Genomic DNA, 15,684 nt, shown 5'->3' with positions numbered 1-15,684 from the left:
AGCTTGCCCGCTCCCACAGTTTTTGTGGATAACTACAATTATTGTTCCAGCTTCTGCGGCGTTTCCTGCCCCATGCAACGCACGGCCTTTTTCTTGTTGTTGATCAGCACGCCGGTCAGGCCTTTCTGCTCGGTGTCGAACAGCACCAGCACGCCATCGATACACTGCGCCACTTGCGCCGCCGGTTCCAGGGAGACTTTGTAGTCTTCGCCCGGTACGGTCTTGAGCATGGTGAATTCGTTGAGCAGCAACGCATCCTCTGGCTTGGCGAAGTGCAGGTAGCCGTACCACCACAGGGCAGCGACGGTGCCGAGGATGCTGCAGATACCGGTGATGATCAGCGGGATGGCGTTACGTTCTTCACTCATTGCGGGCTCTCTGGTGATTCATCTTCAGAATGTTCGGACGCCGGGTAATTGGGGATTTCACCCAGGCGGCGCAGGCCGTTGAAATGCTGCGGGTCATCGAGATAACGCAGCATGACTTTGCGCCAGACCGGGTCGGCGAATGTCTGCACGTGACCGCCACGGGTCAGTTGCAGCACTCTCGGCGGCGGCGCAGCTTGATACAGACGGATGCCGTTGGAAAGAGGCACGATCGGATCGTCGATGCTGTGGTAGATCAGTTTCGGCACGCCATCGAGCTGCGCCATGGAGTTGATCGCACTGTCGCCATCGGGCACCAGCCAGGACAGCGGCACCTGGAACGCCCAGAACACCCATGAATTGCTCAGCGCATAGCGACCGACACTGCGGTAACTGGCGGGCACACCATCGAGCACCAACGCCTTGAGCTGTTTTTGCCGCTCGGGGTGTTGCACGAGGTAGTGAACCGCCATCGAGCCGCCAAGGCTCTGGCCCAGCAGGATCAGTGGCTTGCCCTTGACCTCGGGGGCCTGGTCGAGCCATTTGAACGCGGCGTCAATGTCCTGATAGATCGCCGGCAGGCTTGGATCGCCCTCGGACAAGCCGTAGCCGCGATAATCCACCAGCAGCACCTGGTAACCCTCTTTGGGCAACCACCAGCTCCCGCCCAGGTGCATGGGCAGATTGCCGCCGTTGCCGTGCAGGTGCAGCACGGTGCCCTTGACCTCGACGCCTTTTTTCGCCGGCAGCCACCAGGCGTTCAGCTTGAGGCCGTCGGCGGTGTTCAGGGTGACATCGCGGTATTCGAGTTTGGCTTTTTCCGGGGTGAACAGCTGGCCGGGTTCGGGGTAGAACAGCAAGGAGCTGCAACCGCTCAGGGTCAGGAGAAGGCAGAGGATGCCGAGGATTCTCATCCGTTGAAACCTCGCGAAATAGGGGTTGGAACGCTGTCCCTGTAGGAGCAAAGCTTGCTCGCGATGGCGGTATCACATTCAACATGTGTATCACCTGGCACACCGCCATCGCGAGCAAGCTTTGCTCCTACAGGAGGACTTATCGCCTACAGGATATTGGAGTAATCCGCCTCGATCCGGTCCAGGCTCAGGTGGTTGAGGAAGTTGGAGAAACACATCCACGCCGACAACGCGTTCATGTCGCGAAACTGTTCCGGCAGGTACTTGGGTGGCACCACCAGCCCTTCGTCCACCAACAGGCGCAAGGTGCGCATGTCTTCCAGGGTGGTCTTGCCACAGAACAGCAGCGGTATCTGCTCCAGCTTGCCTTTGCGCACCGCCAGCTGAATGTAGTTGTAAATCATGATGAAGCCCCTGAGGTAGGACAAGTCTTTGGTAAATGGCAGACCTGTCGGCACCGAGCCACGGAAAACGCGACTGGTGTTGCTGTAACTCTCGGGCATCTCGAAGCCTTGCTCGCGGAAGAACTCGAACACCTGCAGGAAGTCGGCGCCCTCTTCGACCATGTGAATGGCGCGGGTGCGGTTGGTCAGTTTGCGCAGGCGACTTGGGTAGGAGGCGAAGGTGATGATTTCCATCAGGATCGCCAGGCCTTCCTGGGTCACCGTCGACGAGGGCGGGCCCTTGGACAGGAAGGTGCAGATCGGCTGGTTCAGACCATTGAGGGTGGTGCCGACGTGCACCAGTCCTTCATGGACTTCCAGGGCGCGCACATCACGCTCGTTGAACATCGCATCGCTGCGGATCTTGATGTAGTCGGCACCGGCAGCCGCATCGGCAACGATCCCGTCGGACTCGAAGACGCGAATGGTTTCCTCGGCCTCGCCGAATACCTTGTTCAAGCGGGTTTGCAGCAGGTGGACAGCTTCCTTGGCGGTCATGGTTTTCGGTTCATCCTTGAGGTCGCCACGGCCGTCGATGTTGTTCAGGTAGTCGGAGAGCATCAGGCCCAGATCGGACAATGTCGGGTCGCCGGCGTGAAAGGCATCGGAGGCAGCGCCGTACAACTCCTGGGAAATCAGGCCGAAATCCTCAGTGCCGCGCGCTTCGAGCATGCGCACCACCATCCGGTATTCCTTGCACATGCGGCGCATGATCTGTCCGACCGGGTTGAACTGGCCAAGCTGGCGGGTGATGTCGCGCTCGATGTTCTGGAATTCCAGCTTCACCTTGCTGGATTCGAAGGCCAGCGGACGGTTGAGGTAGTAGTCACGGTCCACCGCCGGCATTTCCTTGCCCTTGGCCTTGAGGAAACCCTTGCGGATGTTGTCGTCCCATTTCACCGCATCGAGGACGCGAATCGGCGTCTGCGCCAGCACAATGCGATCGGACAAAATGCGTATCGACTGCTGGTAATCGTCCACCCGAAACTCCTGTAGAAATCTTCTGTGCCGCGGTTACTTGGTTTTGGCCTGGCGCTGATAACGCACCACTTCGACGAACACATCGGAGTTGGCCGGGTCGTCGAGGTAGGCGGACACCTGATCCATGTGGCTGTTGATCAATACGCCATCGCCGTCGTCGGTCTGAATGCCTTCGCCGCTCAAGACTTTTTGCTTGAGCGCCTGGTTGATCTGTTCGAGGTCGAGGTTGTAGACCACCAGTTCGTGCTTGTCGGTGAGTTCGAAGCCGGCAATGGTGAAATGCCCGCCGAGCTGGGCCGGCACTTTCGCCGAGAGATACCAGCGGCTACCGTGGTGTGACACGGTGAATGGGTAGGCTTCGCGCTCCTTGGGCCTGGCCTTGAAGTAGCTCACCGCCTGATAGCGATTGTTGCCCAGGCGCGTCAATTCCAGGTTGAGTGGTTCACCCCAGGCGTTGGTGCTGGTCCATTTGCCGAGCAACCCTTTGGGTGCGGGCTCGCTTTCGGGCAGCGGCTCCTTGAAGGTCACCAGGCAGCCACTGAGCAGCAGGAACGACAAGCCGATCACTACGACACGCCAGGCTTTCATTCAACACTCCCTATCGACACACGGTGACTTGTCCACGCTGATCGTTCCCACGCTCCGCGTGGGAATGCATCCGGTGACGCTCTGCGTCACACCGACAAGGGACGCGGAGCGTCCCGGGCGGCATTCCCACGCGGAGCGTGGGAACGATCGGTATCACCCAAAAGGGATTAAACCGAAGCCAGCACCAAATGCATATAACGCGTAAGTATGCCCAGCATTTCCTCTTCGGCGCCCGGCTCGGCGTCGTTGAGCAGGCCCTGATATTCCATCCGTCCGATTATCGCCGTCAACACTTTGGCATCCTGTTGTGGCTCGCGAGAGCCCAGCACCTGGAAAAGCTGGCAGGAGCCCTGCAACAGGATTTGCTGATGGGAGCGCACCAACTCGGCCAGACGCGGGTTCAACAGCGCTTCCTGACGGAACGCCTGCTCGGCCATCAAGTGTTCACGACGGGTAACCAGTTGCCGGTGAACATAGTCCGTCATCAGCCGCGCAATGTCGTCCGCCAGTTGCGAGCGAGCCTGTGGACTACCGTCGCCACTGGCGATCATGTCGCGCAGCAGGCCCTCGTTGTTCACCCACAACTTGGCCATGTAGGCCGCGCTGCGCTCTACGTATTGGGCGAAGGTATCGGTGAGCAGGTCATCGATATCCTTGAAGTAGTAAGTGGTCGCCGATAACGGCACTTCAGCCTCGGCAGCCACCGCACGGTGCCGCACGGCCCGTACGCCGTCACGCACGACGATGCGCATCGCGGCATCGAGAATGTCCTGTCGACGCTGCTCGCTGCCCTGCCGGCTGGCCTTGCGGCCCTGGTACTGAACACTTTCAGCGACCGCAGTGGCGATACCCGCTGCACCTTCTTGAGCCATTGCACGATTCACGACAGGTCTTTCCTCTCAGATGAAAGTAACAAGTTGATACGTTTGTACCAGACAGGCAATAAAAAGCCGCCTGAAAAGGCGGCTTTTTAATTGAAACACTTACGCTTGCGGCCGCATGTGCGGGAACAGGATCACGTCGCGGATCGACGGTGAGTTGGTCAGCAGCATCACCAGACGGTCGATGCCGATGCCTTCACCCGCCGTCGGCGGCATGCCGTACTCCAGCGCGCGAACGAAGTCGGCGTCGTAGTGCATGGCTTCGTCGTCGCCGGCGTCCTTGTCGGCCACCTGCGCCATGAAACGCTCGGCCTGGTCTTCCGCGTCGTTCAACTCGGAGTAGGCGTTGGCGATTTCACGACCACCGATGAACAGCTCGAAGCGGTCGGTGACGTTCGGGTTCTCGTCGTTACGACGAGCAAGCGGCGACACTTCGAACGGGTACTGGGTGATGAAGTGCGGCTGCTCCAGCTTGTGCTCGACCAGCTCTTCGAAAATCATCACCTGCAGCTTGCCCAGGCCTTCGAAGCCCAGCACCTTGGCGCCGGCCTTCTTGGCGATGTCGCGGGCCTTGTCGATGTCGTTCAGGTCGTCGGCAGTCAGCTCGGGGTTGTACTTGAGGATCGAGTCGAACACCGACAGACGCACGAACGGCTCGCCGAAGTGGAACACCTTGTCGCCGTACGGCACGTCGGTGCTGCCCAGGACCAGCTGTGCCAGCTCACGGAACAGTTCTTCGGTCAGGTCCATGTTGTCTTCGTAGTCGGCGTAAGCCTGGTAGAACTCCAACATGGTGAATTCAGGGTTGTGACGAGTCGAAACGCCTTCGTTACGGAAGTTGCGGTTGATCTCGAACACTTTCTCGAAGCCGCCGACAACGAGGCGCTTGAGGTACAGCTCAGGCGCGATACGCAGGAACATTTCCATGTCCAGCGCGTTGTGGTGGGTTTCGAACGGCTTGGCTGCCGCGCCACCTGGAATGGTTTGCAGCATCGGCGTTTCCACTTCCAGGAAATCACGCTTCATCAGGAAGCTGCGGATGTGGGCGATGACTTGCGAACGCACGCGGAAGGTCTGGCGCACGTCTTCGTTGACGATCAGGTCAACGTAACGCTGACGATAGCGCTGCTCGGTGTCGGTCAGGCCGTGGTGCTTGTCCGGCAGCGGACGCAGGGATTTGGTCAGCAGGCGCACGTTGGTCATTTCAACGTACAGGTCGCCTTTTCCGGAACGGGCCAGGGTTCCTTCGGCTGCAATGATGTCGCCCATGTCCCAGGTCTTCACCGCGGCCAGGGTGTCTTCGGACAGGGTTTTGCGGTTGACGTAGACCTGGATGCGGCCGGTCATGTCCTGGATCACCATGAACGAGCCACGGTTGAGCATGATGCGACCGGCAACCTTGACCGGGATTGCAGCCTCTGCCAGCTCTTCCTTGGTCTTGTCCGCGTACTGTTTCTGCAAGTCTTCGCAGTAGTTTTCGCGGCGGAAGTCGTTGGGGAAGGCATTGCCCTTGGCGCGCTCGGCAGCAAGCTTTTCCTTGCGCAGGGCGATCAGGGAGTTTTCTTCCTGTTGCAGGGCTTGCGGGTCGAGTTCTAGGTCGCTCATGTCTTTAAATATTCCATCACAGGTTCGTTGCCCCCAGGCCTGCGGCCCGGGGATCGCCAGCAAGCCGGCTCCTACAGGGATCGAGACCGATCCCGTATTGCATGTCTTACAGGCCTGATTTCAGGCTGGCTTCCAGGTATTCGTCGATATCGCCGTCGAGCACCTTGTCGCAGTCGCTGCGTTCGATGTTGGTCCGCAGGTCCTTGATGCGCGAGGCATCGAGCACATAAGAACGGATCTGGTGACCCCAGCCGATATCCGACTTGGTGTCTTCCAGCGCCTGGGACGCGGCGTTGCGTTTCTGCATTTCCTGCTCGTACAACTTGGCCCGCAGCATTTTCATGGCGGTGTCCTTGTTGGCGTGCTGGGAACGTTCGTTCTGGCAGCTGACCACGGTGTTGGTCGGTACGTGGGTGATACGTACGGCCGAGTCGGTGGTGTTTACGTGCTGGCCACCGGCACCGGAGGAACGATAGGTGTCAATCCGCAGGTCGGCCGGGTTGATCTCGATTTCCACCTTGTCGTCGATCTCTGGCGAGACGAAAACCGCAGAGAACGAAGTGTGACGACGGTTGCCGGAGTCGAACGGGCTCTTGCGTACCAGGCGGTGTACGCCGATCTCGGTACGCAGCCAGCCAAAGGCGTATTCACCCTTAATGTGCACGGTCGCGCCCTTGATGCCGGCGACTTCACCGGCCGACAGTTCCATGATGGTGGCGTCGAAGCCGCGTTTGTCAGCCCAGCGCAGGTACATGCGCAGCAGGATGTTGGCCCAGTCCTGGGCCTCGGTGCCACCGGAACCGGCCTGGATATCCAGGTAGGCGTTGTTCGGGTCCATTTCGTGGCTGAACATGCGGCGGAATTCAAGCTTGGCGAGGTTTTCCTCAAGACGGGCCAGCTCGGCGACGACATCGCCCACTGCGCCTTCGTCGTTTTCTTCGACAGCCATGTCCAGCAGGTCGCGGCAATCGGCCAGACCGGTGTTCAGTTCGTCGAGGGTATCGACGATCTGCGCCAGCGCAGCGCGCTCGCGGCCCAGTTCCTGGGCGTATTCAGGTTTGTTCCAGACACTCGGATCTTCAAGCTCGCGATTGACCTCGGTCAGGCGCTCATGCTTTTGATCGTAGTCAAAGATACCCCCGAATAGTTTCGGAGCGCTCGGACAGGTCCTTGATGGTGTTAAGGATCGGGTTGATTTCCATGGCGGGCAGCACTCGTTGGCGAACTTTTGAAAGCCGGCGAGTATAACGGCAAACGGCCGGAAACGGCAGTCCGCTTGGCCGAAAAGCCGGGGTTCACCTACGACCCTTGCAACGATGGAGATCAGATGTGGTGAGGGGATTCATCCCCGTTGGGCTGCGAAGCGGCCCTAAAAACGGGACTGCTACGCAGCCCAACGGGGATAAATCCCCTCGCCACAGATAAATCCCCTCACCACAGATAAATCCCCTCACCACAGGTCAGTCTATGCCCACCTGATTACGCCCATTGTTCTTCGCCAGATACAGCCCCTTGTCCGCCGCCGAAATCAATTCACGGCAATTGCTGCCTGCTGTCGGGATGACGGTCGACAGGCCGATGCTGATGGTCAGGCTCGATCCTTCGGTTGGGGCAATATGCGGGATCTTCAGCGCCGCCACGGTCATGCGCAGTTTTTCCGCCACCAGCCGCGCCCCGCCGAGCGAGGTGTTGGGCAGCACCAGGGCGAATTCTTCGCCGCCGTAGCGGGCCGGCAGGTCGGCAGGCCGGGCGCTGGCGTCGCGGATCGCCGCGGCGACCTGGCGCAGGGCTTCGTCGCCTTCCAGGTGGCCGAAGGTGTCGTTGTAGGTTTTGAAGTAATCGACGTCGATCATCAGCAACGACAATTGGCTCTGCTCGCGCAGCGAGCGGCGCCATTCAAGCTCCAGGTATTCATCGAAATGCCGCCGGTTCGACAGCCCGGTCAAGCCGTCGGAGTTCATCAGGCGTTGCAGCACCAGGTTGGTGTCGAGCAACTGCTGCTGGCTGACTCGCAAGGCGCGGTACGCCGCATCACGCTGCAGCAATGTCATGTAGGAGCGCGAGTGATAGCGAATACGCGCGACCAGCTCGATGTTGTCTGGCAGCTTGACCAGATAATCATTGGCCCCGGCCGCGAACGCCGCGCTCTTGATCAGCGGGTCTTCCTTGGTCGACAGGACGATGATCGGAATGTCCTTGGTCGCCGGGTGGTTGCGGTATTCGCGCACCAGGCTCAGACCGTCGAGGCCGGGCATGACCAGGTCCTGCAGGATCACCGTCGGCTTGATGCGCACGGCATGCGCAATGGCCTGGTGCGGGTCGGCGCAAAAGTGGAAGTCGATGTTTTCTTCGTTCGACAAACCGCGTCGTACTGCCTCGCCGATCATGGCCTGATCGTCCACCAACAGCACCATGGCGGCATTTTCGTCAGTCTTGAAGTCGTCGAGCTGTAAATCATTCATGTGCGTTCACCTGAATACTACTTGGGCCAGGATTGCGGTTGAGGGTGTCATTTAGGGAAAATCTCCAGCAATCGTGGCGCTATCTTTTCCAGCGGGCGTATTTCCACGGCGGCATCGATGGCGGCTGCCGCCTTCGGCATGCCGTACACCGCACTGCTTTGTTGGTCCTGTGCAATGGTCAGGTAGCCGTGCTGGCGCATGAGTTTAAGCCCTTGTGCCCCGTCACGCCCCATGCCGGTCAACAAAACGCCAACCGCATCGCCGTTCCAGTAACTGGCCACGCTCTCGAAAAACACATCGATAGAGGGCCTGTAGATTTCGTTGACCGGTTCGGCGGTGTAGGCCAGCGTGCCGTTTTTCAACAAACGAATATGGTGGTTGGTGCCCGCCAGCAGCACGGTGCCGCTTTGTGGCGGCTCGCCCTCCTGGGCCAGGCGCACATTCAGGCCGCTGGCGCTGCCGAGCCATTCGGCCATGCCAGCGGCGAATACCTGGTCAACGTGTTGCACCAAGACGATGGCCGGGGAAAAATCCCGTGGCAGCCCCTTGAGCAGGAGTTCCAGCGCCGCCGGCCCGCCAGCGGATGAACCGATGGCGATCAGGCTCTGGCGTGGGCCCGAACTGCGCGTCGGATTCGGTGCGGATCGCTCCCGATTGCCCTTTTCGCCGATCAGCCAGCCGATATTGATGATCTTGCGTAACAGCGGTGCCGCCGCTTCCTGGGCATTGCCCGCGCCGAGGGTCGGTGTGTCGACCACATCCAGGGCGCCATGGCCCATGGCCTCGAACACCCGATGCACGTTCTGCTGGCGATCGACGGTGACGATGACGATCGCGCAGGGCGTTTCAGCCATGATGCGTCGGGTGGCTTCCACACCGTCCATCAGCGGCATGATCAAATCCATCAGGATCAGGTCTGGCGTCTGTTCGGCACACTTTTGCACCGCCTCCCTGCCATTGCCCGCAACCCAGATCACCTGGTGTGCCGGCTCGAAGGCCAATGCCCGGCGCAAGGCTTCCACGGCCATTGGCATGTCGTTGACGATTGCGATCTTCATACCCGTGCTCCTCCAATGAGCTCTACCACTGCATCGAGCAGGGCGTCGTCGTGAAAACTGGCTTTGGCTAGATAATAGTCGGCCCCGGCATCCAGTCCACGACGACGGTCTTCTTCACGATCCTTGTAGGACACCACCATCACCGGCAGCGATTGCAGACGATTGTCCCGGCGCAACAACGACACCAGCTCGATGCCGTCCATGCGCGGCATATCGATGTCGGTGATCAGCAGGTCGAAATCCTCCGAACGCAAGGCATTCCAGCCGTCCATGCCATCGACCGCCACGGCCACGTCATAACCTCGATTGAGCAACAGTTTGCGCTGCAGCTCACGCACGGTCAGGGAGTCGTCAACCACCAGGATCCGCTTGCGGGGCGCTTCGACGGCCTGGTTGCTGTGGCGCGCAATGCGCTCCAGGCGCCCGGTGTTGAGCAACTTGTCCACCGAACGCAGCATGTCTTCGACGTCGACGATCAACACCACCGAGCCGTCGTCGAGCAGCGCCCCGGCGGAGATATCCTGGACCTTGCCCAGGCGCTCATCCAGGGGCAACACGACCAATGTCCGCTCGCCGATAAAACGCTCGACCGCAACGCCATAAATCGCATCGCGCTCACGGATCACCACGACTTTCAGGGTTTGCTGGCTGCCCTGGCTCGCCGGACGCTGCAACAATTGGCTGGCGGCGACCAGCCCGACATGCCGGCCTTCATGCCAGAAATGCTGGCGCCCCTCGACCTGAACGATATCCGCAGGTTCGAGATCGCACATGCGTTCGATGTGAGCCAGCGGGAAGGCATAGGCCTCGTCGCCGACTTCCACCACCAGGCTGCGCACCACCGAAAGGGTCAGTGGCACCTCGAGATGGAAGCGACTGCCCTCGCCCGCCGCCTGCTCCAGCACCACCGCGCCGCGCAACTGGCGGACCATGTGCTGCACCGCATCCAGGCCGACGCCGCGCCCGGAGACTTCGGTGACCGTATCGCGCAGACTGAAGCCGGGCAGGAACAGGAATGTCAGCAGTTCCTCTTCATTCAACTGCGCGGCGGTATCGGCCGGGGACAATTGGCGTTCGACTATGCTGCGACGGACCTTTTCCAGATCGACACCGTTACCGTCATCGCTCAGTTGCAGCACCAGCAATCCGGCCTGATGGGATACGCGCAGCCGGATCAGGCCCTCCGCCGGTTTGCCCGCCAACAGCCGTTGTTCCGGGCTTTCGATACCGTGATCGACGGCATTGCGCAGCAGGTGCGTCAGTGGCGCTTCGAGCTTCTCCAGCACGTCGCGATCGACCTGGGTCTTCTCGCCCTCGATCTCCAGCCGCACTTGCTTGCCGAGGCTACGACCGAGGTCGCGAACCATCCGTACCTGACCCGTCAGGACATCGGCGAACGGCCGCATGCGACAAGCCAGGGCGGTGTCGTACAACACCTGTGCGCGCTGGCTGGCCTGCCAGGCAAATTCATCCAGTTCGGCGTTTTTTTCCACCAGCAATTGCTGGGACTCCGCCAAGAGCCGGCGTGCATCGTCGAGGGCTTCCCGGGCTTCGAGGCTCAGGGTTTGCTCCTTGAGATGGACGTTGAGGTTTTCCAGCGCCCGCAGGCTGTTGTTCTGGATACGCTTGAGACGTTGCATGGTGGCCAGGTGCGGTTTGAGCCGCAGGGTTTCCACCAGGGATTTACTCGACAGATCAAGCAGGCTGTTCAAACGTTCGGCGGTGACGCGCAGCACGCGCTCGCCGTTTTCGGTGGTGCGCTTGGCCTGTTTCGGCGAAACCGCCAGCGGTTCGACGGGCGCCGCCGGCTCTTCGATCGCGGGTGCAAACGCTTCGAGTTGCAGCGCTGCCATCACCGGCGCGACGGGTGCCAGATTGGGTACCGCGGCGGCCATCGGATCGAGCAATCGCCCCATTAATGCGACATAAGCTTCGATGTCCGCAGGCCCCGGCGCACTGTTCGGTGTCGCAATGCGCATCAGCAGATCGGTGCCTTGCAGCAACGCATCAATGTGTTCCGGGCGCAGGTACAGGCGCCCTTCCTGGGCACTGACCAGGCAATCTTCCATGACATGCGTGACGCTGACGCCGGCATCGACGCCGACGATCCGGGCCGCGCCTTTTAGCGAATGCGCCGCACGCATGCACGATTCGAGATGATCAGCCTGGGTCGGATCACGCTCCAGCGCCAACAGGCCTGTGCTCAGCACCTGGGTCTGGGCCTCGGCTTCCAGGCTGAACAGTTCCAGCAAGGAGGAGTCGCGCATTTGCTCGGGGGTCATGTGAGGCTCCGGGTCACGGCGGACATCAGCTGCTCTTCATCCAGCCAGCGCAGGCTGCGACCTTTGAATTGCACCACGCCACGGGTGTACTTGGCACTGGCCTGCGTGCCAGAGCGGGACGCCGCATCGAGGATGCGTTCGTCGATGGCATGAATCCCATCCACTTCGTCTACCGGTACCACCACGGGACCGCCGTGGGCGGCGATGATCAGCATACGCGGCATGACCCGCGCGCCAGAGGCCACGCTGCTGGCGCTATCGAGTCCCAGCAACTCGACCAAAGAGAGGCACGCCACCAGCGCACCACGCACATTCGCCACCCCAAGCAAGGCCCGGGAGCGTTGATGCGGCAATGAGTGAATGGTTTGCAACGGCGCCACTTCCACCAGACTGCGAGTGGCCAGGCCCAGCCATTCTTCGCCAAGGCGAAACATCAACAGCGAACGGGTTTTCACCTCGCTCTCGACGGCAATGGACGCTGACGCGCGGTCTTCCTGCTGCAGCGCGTAACGATCCAGCAGACGCGTGGCGGCCGCCGAATACACCGCGCAATTGCGGCAATGAATGTGTTCGATCAATAGCCCGCAGGACTTGTCACCGTGAATACCAATGCGGTTCCAGCAGTCGTCGATGGCCTGGGCATCTTCATGGGTGACGCTCAAGGTGTCGGAGGCGATCATCGTTTACGCTCACTGTCAGTGGCGCGCTCGCTGCGGGCGGCGCGATCCTGCAATCGTCTGGCTCCCGCTGTATCGCCCTGGGATTGCAGCAAGGCGGCCAGGTGCATCAACGCGTCGGCATGTTGCGGTTCGAGGTACAACGCCTTGCGATAAAAACCCTGGGCCTCGAGGACACTGCCGGCGACATCGCTGAGCAGACCCAGCCAGTAAAACACCTGGGCCACCGGTTCGTGGTGGCGTAAATAGCTATCGCAGGCGTCACGGGCTTCGGCACTTTTGCCCTCGTTGGCCAGCGCGGCGACGTTCGCCAGCAGCGCGGCGGCGTCGGATTTGTTCGGTGCAGCCGAGTGCGATGTCTGCGTAACGCTGGCGAACGGGCGCCGTTGAGGCGGCACCGGCGCGATCCTGCGCACAGGTTGCGGCACCGGCAACGGTGTGGGTACGAATGTCGGTAGAGGCTCGGGCTCTGGAGCGCTATGGCGCCTGAAGGCAAAGGATTGCGCGATGCCAATCGAGCGCATGCCCAGGCGCCCCAGCAGACTGCCCTCCGCCGGGCCGATAAACAGTACCCCATCATCATGGGTCAAGCGCTTGAGTACTTCGAAAACCTGTTTTTGCGTCGGCAGATCGAAGTAGATCAGCAGATTGCGGCAGAACACGAAGTCATAGGGCGGCTCGTTGGCGAGCAAGGCCGGATCGAGCAGATTGCCGACCTGCAGGCGCACCTGCTCCAGCACCCGGGCGCTGAGTCGATAGCCGTCATTTTCGGCGGTGAAATAGCGGTCGCGAAACGCAATGTCCTGACCGCGAAACGAATTCTTGCCGTATAGCGCTCGCCGGGCTTTTTCCACCGACAACGGGCTGACGTCCATGCCTTCGACCTTGAACTGGTGCGGCTTGAACCCGGCATCCAGCAGCGCCATGGCAATCGAATAAGGCTCTTCGCCGGTGGAGCACGGCAGGCTGAGAATCCGCAGGGCGCGCATGTTATTGAGCTCGGCCAGGCGTCTGGTCGCCAGTTTCGCCAGGGTGGCGAAGGATTCCGGGTAACGGAAAAACCAGGTCTCAGGGACGATCACCGCTTCGATCAGCGCCTGCTGCTCGTCGCTTGAATACTGCAAGGTGCGCCAGTACTCGTCGGCCGTCTGCGCCCGGGACGCGGTGCTGCGTTGGCGCACCGCGCGCTCGATGATCGCCGGGCCGACAGTCGTCACGTCGAGGCCGATGCGCTCCTTGAGGAAATCGAAAAACCGCTGGTCGCTGCTCATCGCCGCTGCTCCAGCAATGTCAGGTCCAAGGGGGGCGTCGGGTACAACAGCGCACGCACCTGATCATCCAGCAGATCGGCCACCCGCACCCATTGCAGCAAACCCTGGGCATCTTCACGCACGGGCCCCAGGTATGGCGCCTGGGGATTGTCCAGGCCATAGGGCTGAAAATCCGCCGGGTTGCACCGCAAGGTGTCGGTGGCCCGTTCCAGAATCAGCCCGAGCAATTGCGCCTCGGCGGTTTCATCCGGGCGGTAATGCACCAGCACCAGCCGCGTGCTGGTGCGCGCCTGCGCGGGCGTACCAAAGGTCAATGCGCTGAGGTCGATGACCGGCACCACCGCGCCGCGATAGGCCAATACCCCGGCGACCCAGTGCGGCGCCTGTGCAATCGGCTTCAATGGCAGGCGCGGCAGCACTTCCGCCACCTCGATCGCCTGCAAGGCATACCGCTCGTGACCGATGCGAAACACCAGAAACAACGCCTGCGCCGGCTGTTTCACGGCAGTGCGCTTGGCCGTGAGTTCGCTCATCAGACTTTGAATCGCGAGACGCCGCTACGCAGCCCTACAGCCACCTGGCTCAGCTCGTCGATGGCGAAACTGGCCTGGCGCAGGGATTCGACGGTCTGGCCGCTGGCATCGCCCAATTGCACCAGCGCGTGGTTGATCTGCTCGGCGCCGGTGGCCTGGGCCTGCATGCCTTCGTTGACCATCAACACCCGCGGCGCCAGTGCCTGGACCTGATGGATGATCTGCGACAACTGCTCGCCGACCTGCTGCACCTCGAACATGCCGCGGCGCACTTCCTCGGAGAACTTGTCCATGCCCATCACGCCGGCCGACACCGCCGATTGAATCTCGCGCACCATCTGTTCGATGTCGTAGGTGGCGACGGCGGTCTGGTCCGCCAGGCGCCGGACTTCGGTGGCGACCACGGCAAAACCGCGACCGTATTCGCCGGCCTTCTCGGCTTCGATAGCCGCGTTGAGCGACAACAGGTTGGTCTGGTCGGCGACCTTGACGATGGTCACCACCACCTGGTTGATGTTGCCGGCCTTCTCGTTGAGGATCGCCAGCTTGGCGTTGACCAGGTCGGCCGCGCCCATCACCGAATGCATGGTCTCTTCCATGCGCGCCAGGCCCTGTTGCCCGGAGCCGGCGGCTACCGAGGCCTGGTCGGCGGCGGTGGACACTTCGGTCATGGTGCGTACCAGGTCCCGTGAGGTGGCGGCGATTTCACGGGACGTCGCGCCGATTTCAGTGGTGGTGGCGGCAGTTTCGGTGGCGGTGGCCTGCTGTTGCCTGGACGTCGCGGCGATCTCGGTGACCGATGTGGTTACTTGCACGGACGAGCGCTGGGCCTGGGACACCAGGGAGGTCAGCTCGGTCATCATGTCGTTGAAGCCGATTTCTACGGCACCGAATTCGTCCTTGCGCTCAAGATTGAGACGCGAGCTCAGGTCGCCAGTGCGCATGATTTCGAGGATACTCACGATGCGATTCATCGGCGCCATGATGGCGCGCATCAACAGCAGGCCGCAGAGGCCGGCGGCCAGCACTGCGAACAGCAGGGAAATGCCCATGATGACTTTCGCGGTGACGACTGCATCCTCGATGGCTGCAACATTCTGGTCTGCCACTGCTTTGTTGTAACGCAGAATATCACTGAGCTTCATTCGACCGGCCGTCCAGACAGGGGTCAACTCCTCTTTGAACATCCTGAAGGCTTCGGCGTCCTGATTGCGTTTATGCAACTCGGTAACGGCGAGCAGGATCCGGTGGTAGTCCGCGTGGAATTTTTCAAACGCGGCATACTCGACCCTGTCTTCATCCGTCGTGATCGTCGCGTGATAAAGCTCCATCTGCTTTTGCAGACGCGCGGAGAAGTCCTTGAAGTCCGACGCATCCTTGGCGGTGAAGCCCTGCCCCTGCTCAAGTACCAGCATCTCCAGCATCCGCAAATAACTGTCGGACCAGGCGCCGCGAACCATCGAGCTGTAATACAACCCCGGCAGCGCATCCTCACGAACGCTGGTTTCGCTGGTCTCGATCTTCAACAGCCGCGAATACGAGACGACCACCATCAGCAACATGATGGCGATAATTACCGCAAAGCTCGCCAAAATGCGTTGGCGCAACGTCCAGTTCTTCACAG

The 15,684-nt window shown here is 60.9% G+C and carries 14 protein-coding genes; all 14 read right to left on the bottom strand.

Translation table 11 applies throughout. The features are described 5' to 3' along the window. Nucleotides 1-38: 38 nt before the first annotated feature. The 14 genes from ACA058_RS05340 to ACA058_RS05275 all read right to left on the bottom strand — a co-directional run bounded on the left by ACA058_RS05340 (nucleotide 39) and on the right by ACA058_RS05275 (nucleotide 15,682). On the bottom strand, nucleotides 39-368 hold the full coding sequence (locus ACA058_RS05340) for a PA3694 family proteiin (protein ID WP_046816479.1): 330 nt from the start codon (nucleotides 366-368) through the stop codon (nucleotides 39-41). Beyond that, nucleotides 365-1,279, bottom strand: coding sequence for an alpha/beta hydrolase (locus ACA058_RS05335; protein WP_497638168.1), 915 nt, complete (start codon nucleotides 1,277-1,279; stop codon nucleotides 365-367). The genes ACA058_RS05340 and ACA058_RS05335 overlap by 4 nt, the downstream gene beginning before the upstream one ends. A 146-nt stretch (nucleotides 1,280-1,425) precedes the next feature. Further along, on the bottom strand, nucleotides 1,426-2,703 hold the full coding sequence (locus ACA058_RS05330; RefSeq protein WP_497638167.1) for a flavohemoglobin expression-modulating QEGLA motif protein: 1,278 nt from the start codon (nucleotides 2,701-2,703) through the stop codon (nucleotides 1,426-1,428). 33 nt (nucleotides 2,704-2,736) lie between these two features. Further along, entirely contained in the window at nucleotides 2,737-3,291 is a 555-nt protein-coding gene (locus ACA058_RS05325) for a hypothetical protein (RefSeq protein WP_497638166.1), read from the bottom strand. A gap of 167 nt (nucleotides 3,292-3,458) precedes the next feature. Further along, nucleotides 3,459-4,175 (bottom strand): TetR/AcrR family transcriptional regulator, encoded by a 717-nt coding sequence (locus tag ACA058_RS05320; RefSeq protein ID WP_497638165.1) that lies wholly within the window; start codon nucleotides 4,173-4,175, stop codon nucleotides 3,459-3,461. Nucleotides 4,176-4,274: 99 nt separating this feature from the next. Continuing rightward, nucleotides 4,275-5,777: a lysine--tRNA ligase gene (lysS, locus tag ACA058_RS05315; RefSeq protein ID WP_497638164.1), complete on the bottom strand. Its 1,503-nt coding sequence runs from the start codon at nucleotides 5,775-5,777 to the stop codon at nucleotides 4,275-4,277. Between the two features lie 106 nt (nucleotides 5,778-5,883). Continuing rightward, nucleotides 5,884-6,979, bottom strand: a protein-coding gene (prfB, locus tag ACA058_RS05310; protein ID WP_098465888.1) for a peptide chain release factor 2 whose coding sequence is annotated in 2 segments (ribosomal slippage) — nucleotides 5,884-6,906 and nucleotides 6,908-6,979 — 1,095 coding nt in all. Because the reading frame shifts where the segments join, the coding sequence is not laid out codon by codon here. Nucleotides 6,980-7,237: 258 nt separating this feature from the next. After that, on the bottom strand, nucleotides 7,238-8,239 hold the full coding sequence (locus ACA058_RS05305) for a diguanylate cyclase domain-containing protein (RefSeq protein ID WP_497638163.1): 1,002 nt from the start codon (nucleotides 8,237-8,239) through the stop codon (nucleotides 7,238-7,240). Between the two features lie 47 nt (nucleotides 8,240-8,286). Then, nucleotides 8,287-9,297 carry a chemotaxis response regulator protein-glutamate methylesterase gene (locus ACA058_RS05300; protein ID WP_497638162.1) on the bottom strand — a complete coding sequence of 337 codons (1,011 nt, stop codon included), beginning with the start codon at nucleotides 9,295-9,297 and terminating at the stop codon, nucleotides 8,287-8,289. Further along, complete coding sequence (locus tag ACA058_RS05295; RefSeq protein ID WP_497638161.1) at nucleotides 9,294-11,579, bottom strand: hybrid sensor histidine kinase/response regulator; 2,286 nt, start codon at nucleotides 11,577-11,579, stop codon at nucleotides 9,294-9,296. Before ACA058_RS05295 ends, ACA058_RS05300 begins: the two co-directional genes overlap by 4 nt. Then, a complete protein-coding gene (locus ACA058_RS05290) occupies nucleotides 11,576-12,259 on the bottom strand; it encodes a chemotaxis protein CheW (RefSeq protein ID WP_497638160.1) in 684 nt (227 codons plus the stop codon). The genes ACA058_RS05295 and ACA058_RS05290 overlap by 4 nt, the downstream gene beginning before the upstream one ends. Continuing rightward, nucleotides 12,256-13,527: a CheR family methyltransferase gene (locus ACA058_RS05285; protein ID WP_497638159.1), complete on the bottom strand. Its 1,272-nt coding sequence runs from the start codon at nucleotides 13,525-13,527 to the stop codon at nucleotides 12,256-12,258. The genes ACA058_RS05290 and ACA058_RS05285 overlap by 4 nt, the downstream gene beginning before the upstream one ends. Continuing rightward, nucleotides 13,524-14,060, bottom strand: a complete 537-nt coding sequence (locus ACA058_RS05280; protein ID WP_497638158.1) for a chemotaxis protein CheW — start codon at nucleotides 14,058-14,060, stop codon at nucleotides 13,524-13,526. The genes ACA058_RS05285 and ACA058_RS05280 overlap by 4 nt, the downstream gene beginning before the upstream one ends. After that, on the bottom strand, nucleotides 14,060-15,682 hold the full coding sequence (locus ACA058_RS05275; RefSeq protein WP_497638157.1) for a methyl-accepting chemotaxis protein: 1,623 nt from the start codon (nucleotides 15,680-15,682) through the stop codon (nucleotides 14,060-14,062). Before ACA058_RS05275 ends, ACA058_RS05280 begins: the two co-directional genes overlap by 1 nt. Nucleotides 15,683-15,684 lie beyond the last annotated feature (2 nt).

It is taken from the genome of Pseudomonas sp. LBUM1649, from assembly GCF_059716155.1.
The sequence above is the reverse complement of the archived record's forward strand: the minus strand, read 5'-3'. Positions and strand labels throughout refer to the sequence as shown.

Bases quoted from the DNA above. Each gene is read 5' to 3' on its own strand.
- ACA058_RS05295 (WP_497638161.1), bottom strand. From the start codon at position 11,579: ATGACCCCCGAGCAAATGCGCGACTCCTCCTTGCTGGAACTGTTCAGC.
- ACA058_RS05290 (WP_497638160.1), bottom strand. From the start codon at position 12,259: ATGATCGCCTCCGACACCTTGAGCGTCACCCATGAAGATGCCCAGGCC.
- ACA058_RS05305 (WP_497638163.1), bottom strand. From the start codon at position 8,239: ATGAATGATTTACAGCTCGACGACTTCAAGACTGACGAAAATGCCGCC.
- ACA058_RS05325 (WP_497638166.1), bottom strand. From the start codon at position 3,291: ATGAAAGCCTGGCGTGTCGTAGTGATCGGCTTGTCGTTCCTGCTGCTC.
- ACA058_RS05335 (WP_497638168.1), bottom strand. From the start codon at position 1,279: ATGAGAATCCTCGGCATCCTCTGCCTTCTCCTGACCCTGAGCGGTTGC.
- ACA058_RS05285 (WP_497638159.1), bottom strand. From the start codon at position 13,527: ATGAGCAGCGACCAGCGGTTTTTCGATTTCCTCAAGGAGCGCATCGGC.
- ACA058_RS05280 (WP_497638158.1), bottom strand. From the start codon at position 14,060: ATGAGCGAACTCACGGCCAAGCGCACTGCCGTGAAACAGCCGGCGCAG.
- lysS (WP_497638164.1), bottom strand. From the start codon at position 5,777: ATGAGCGACCTAGAACTCGACCCGCAAGCCCTGCAACAGGAAGAAAAC.
- ACA058_RS05340 (WP_046816479.1), bottom strand. From the start codon at position 368: ATGAGTGAAGAACGTAACGCCATCCCGCTGATCATCACCGGTATCTGC.
- ACA058_RS05300 (WP_497638162.1), bottom strand. From the start codon at position 9,297: ATGAAGATCGCAATCGTCAACGACATGCCAATGGCCGTGGAAGCCTTG.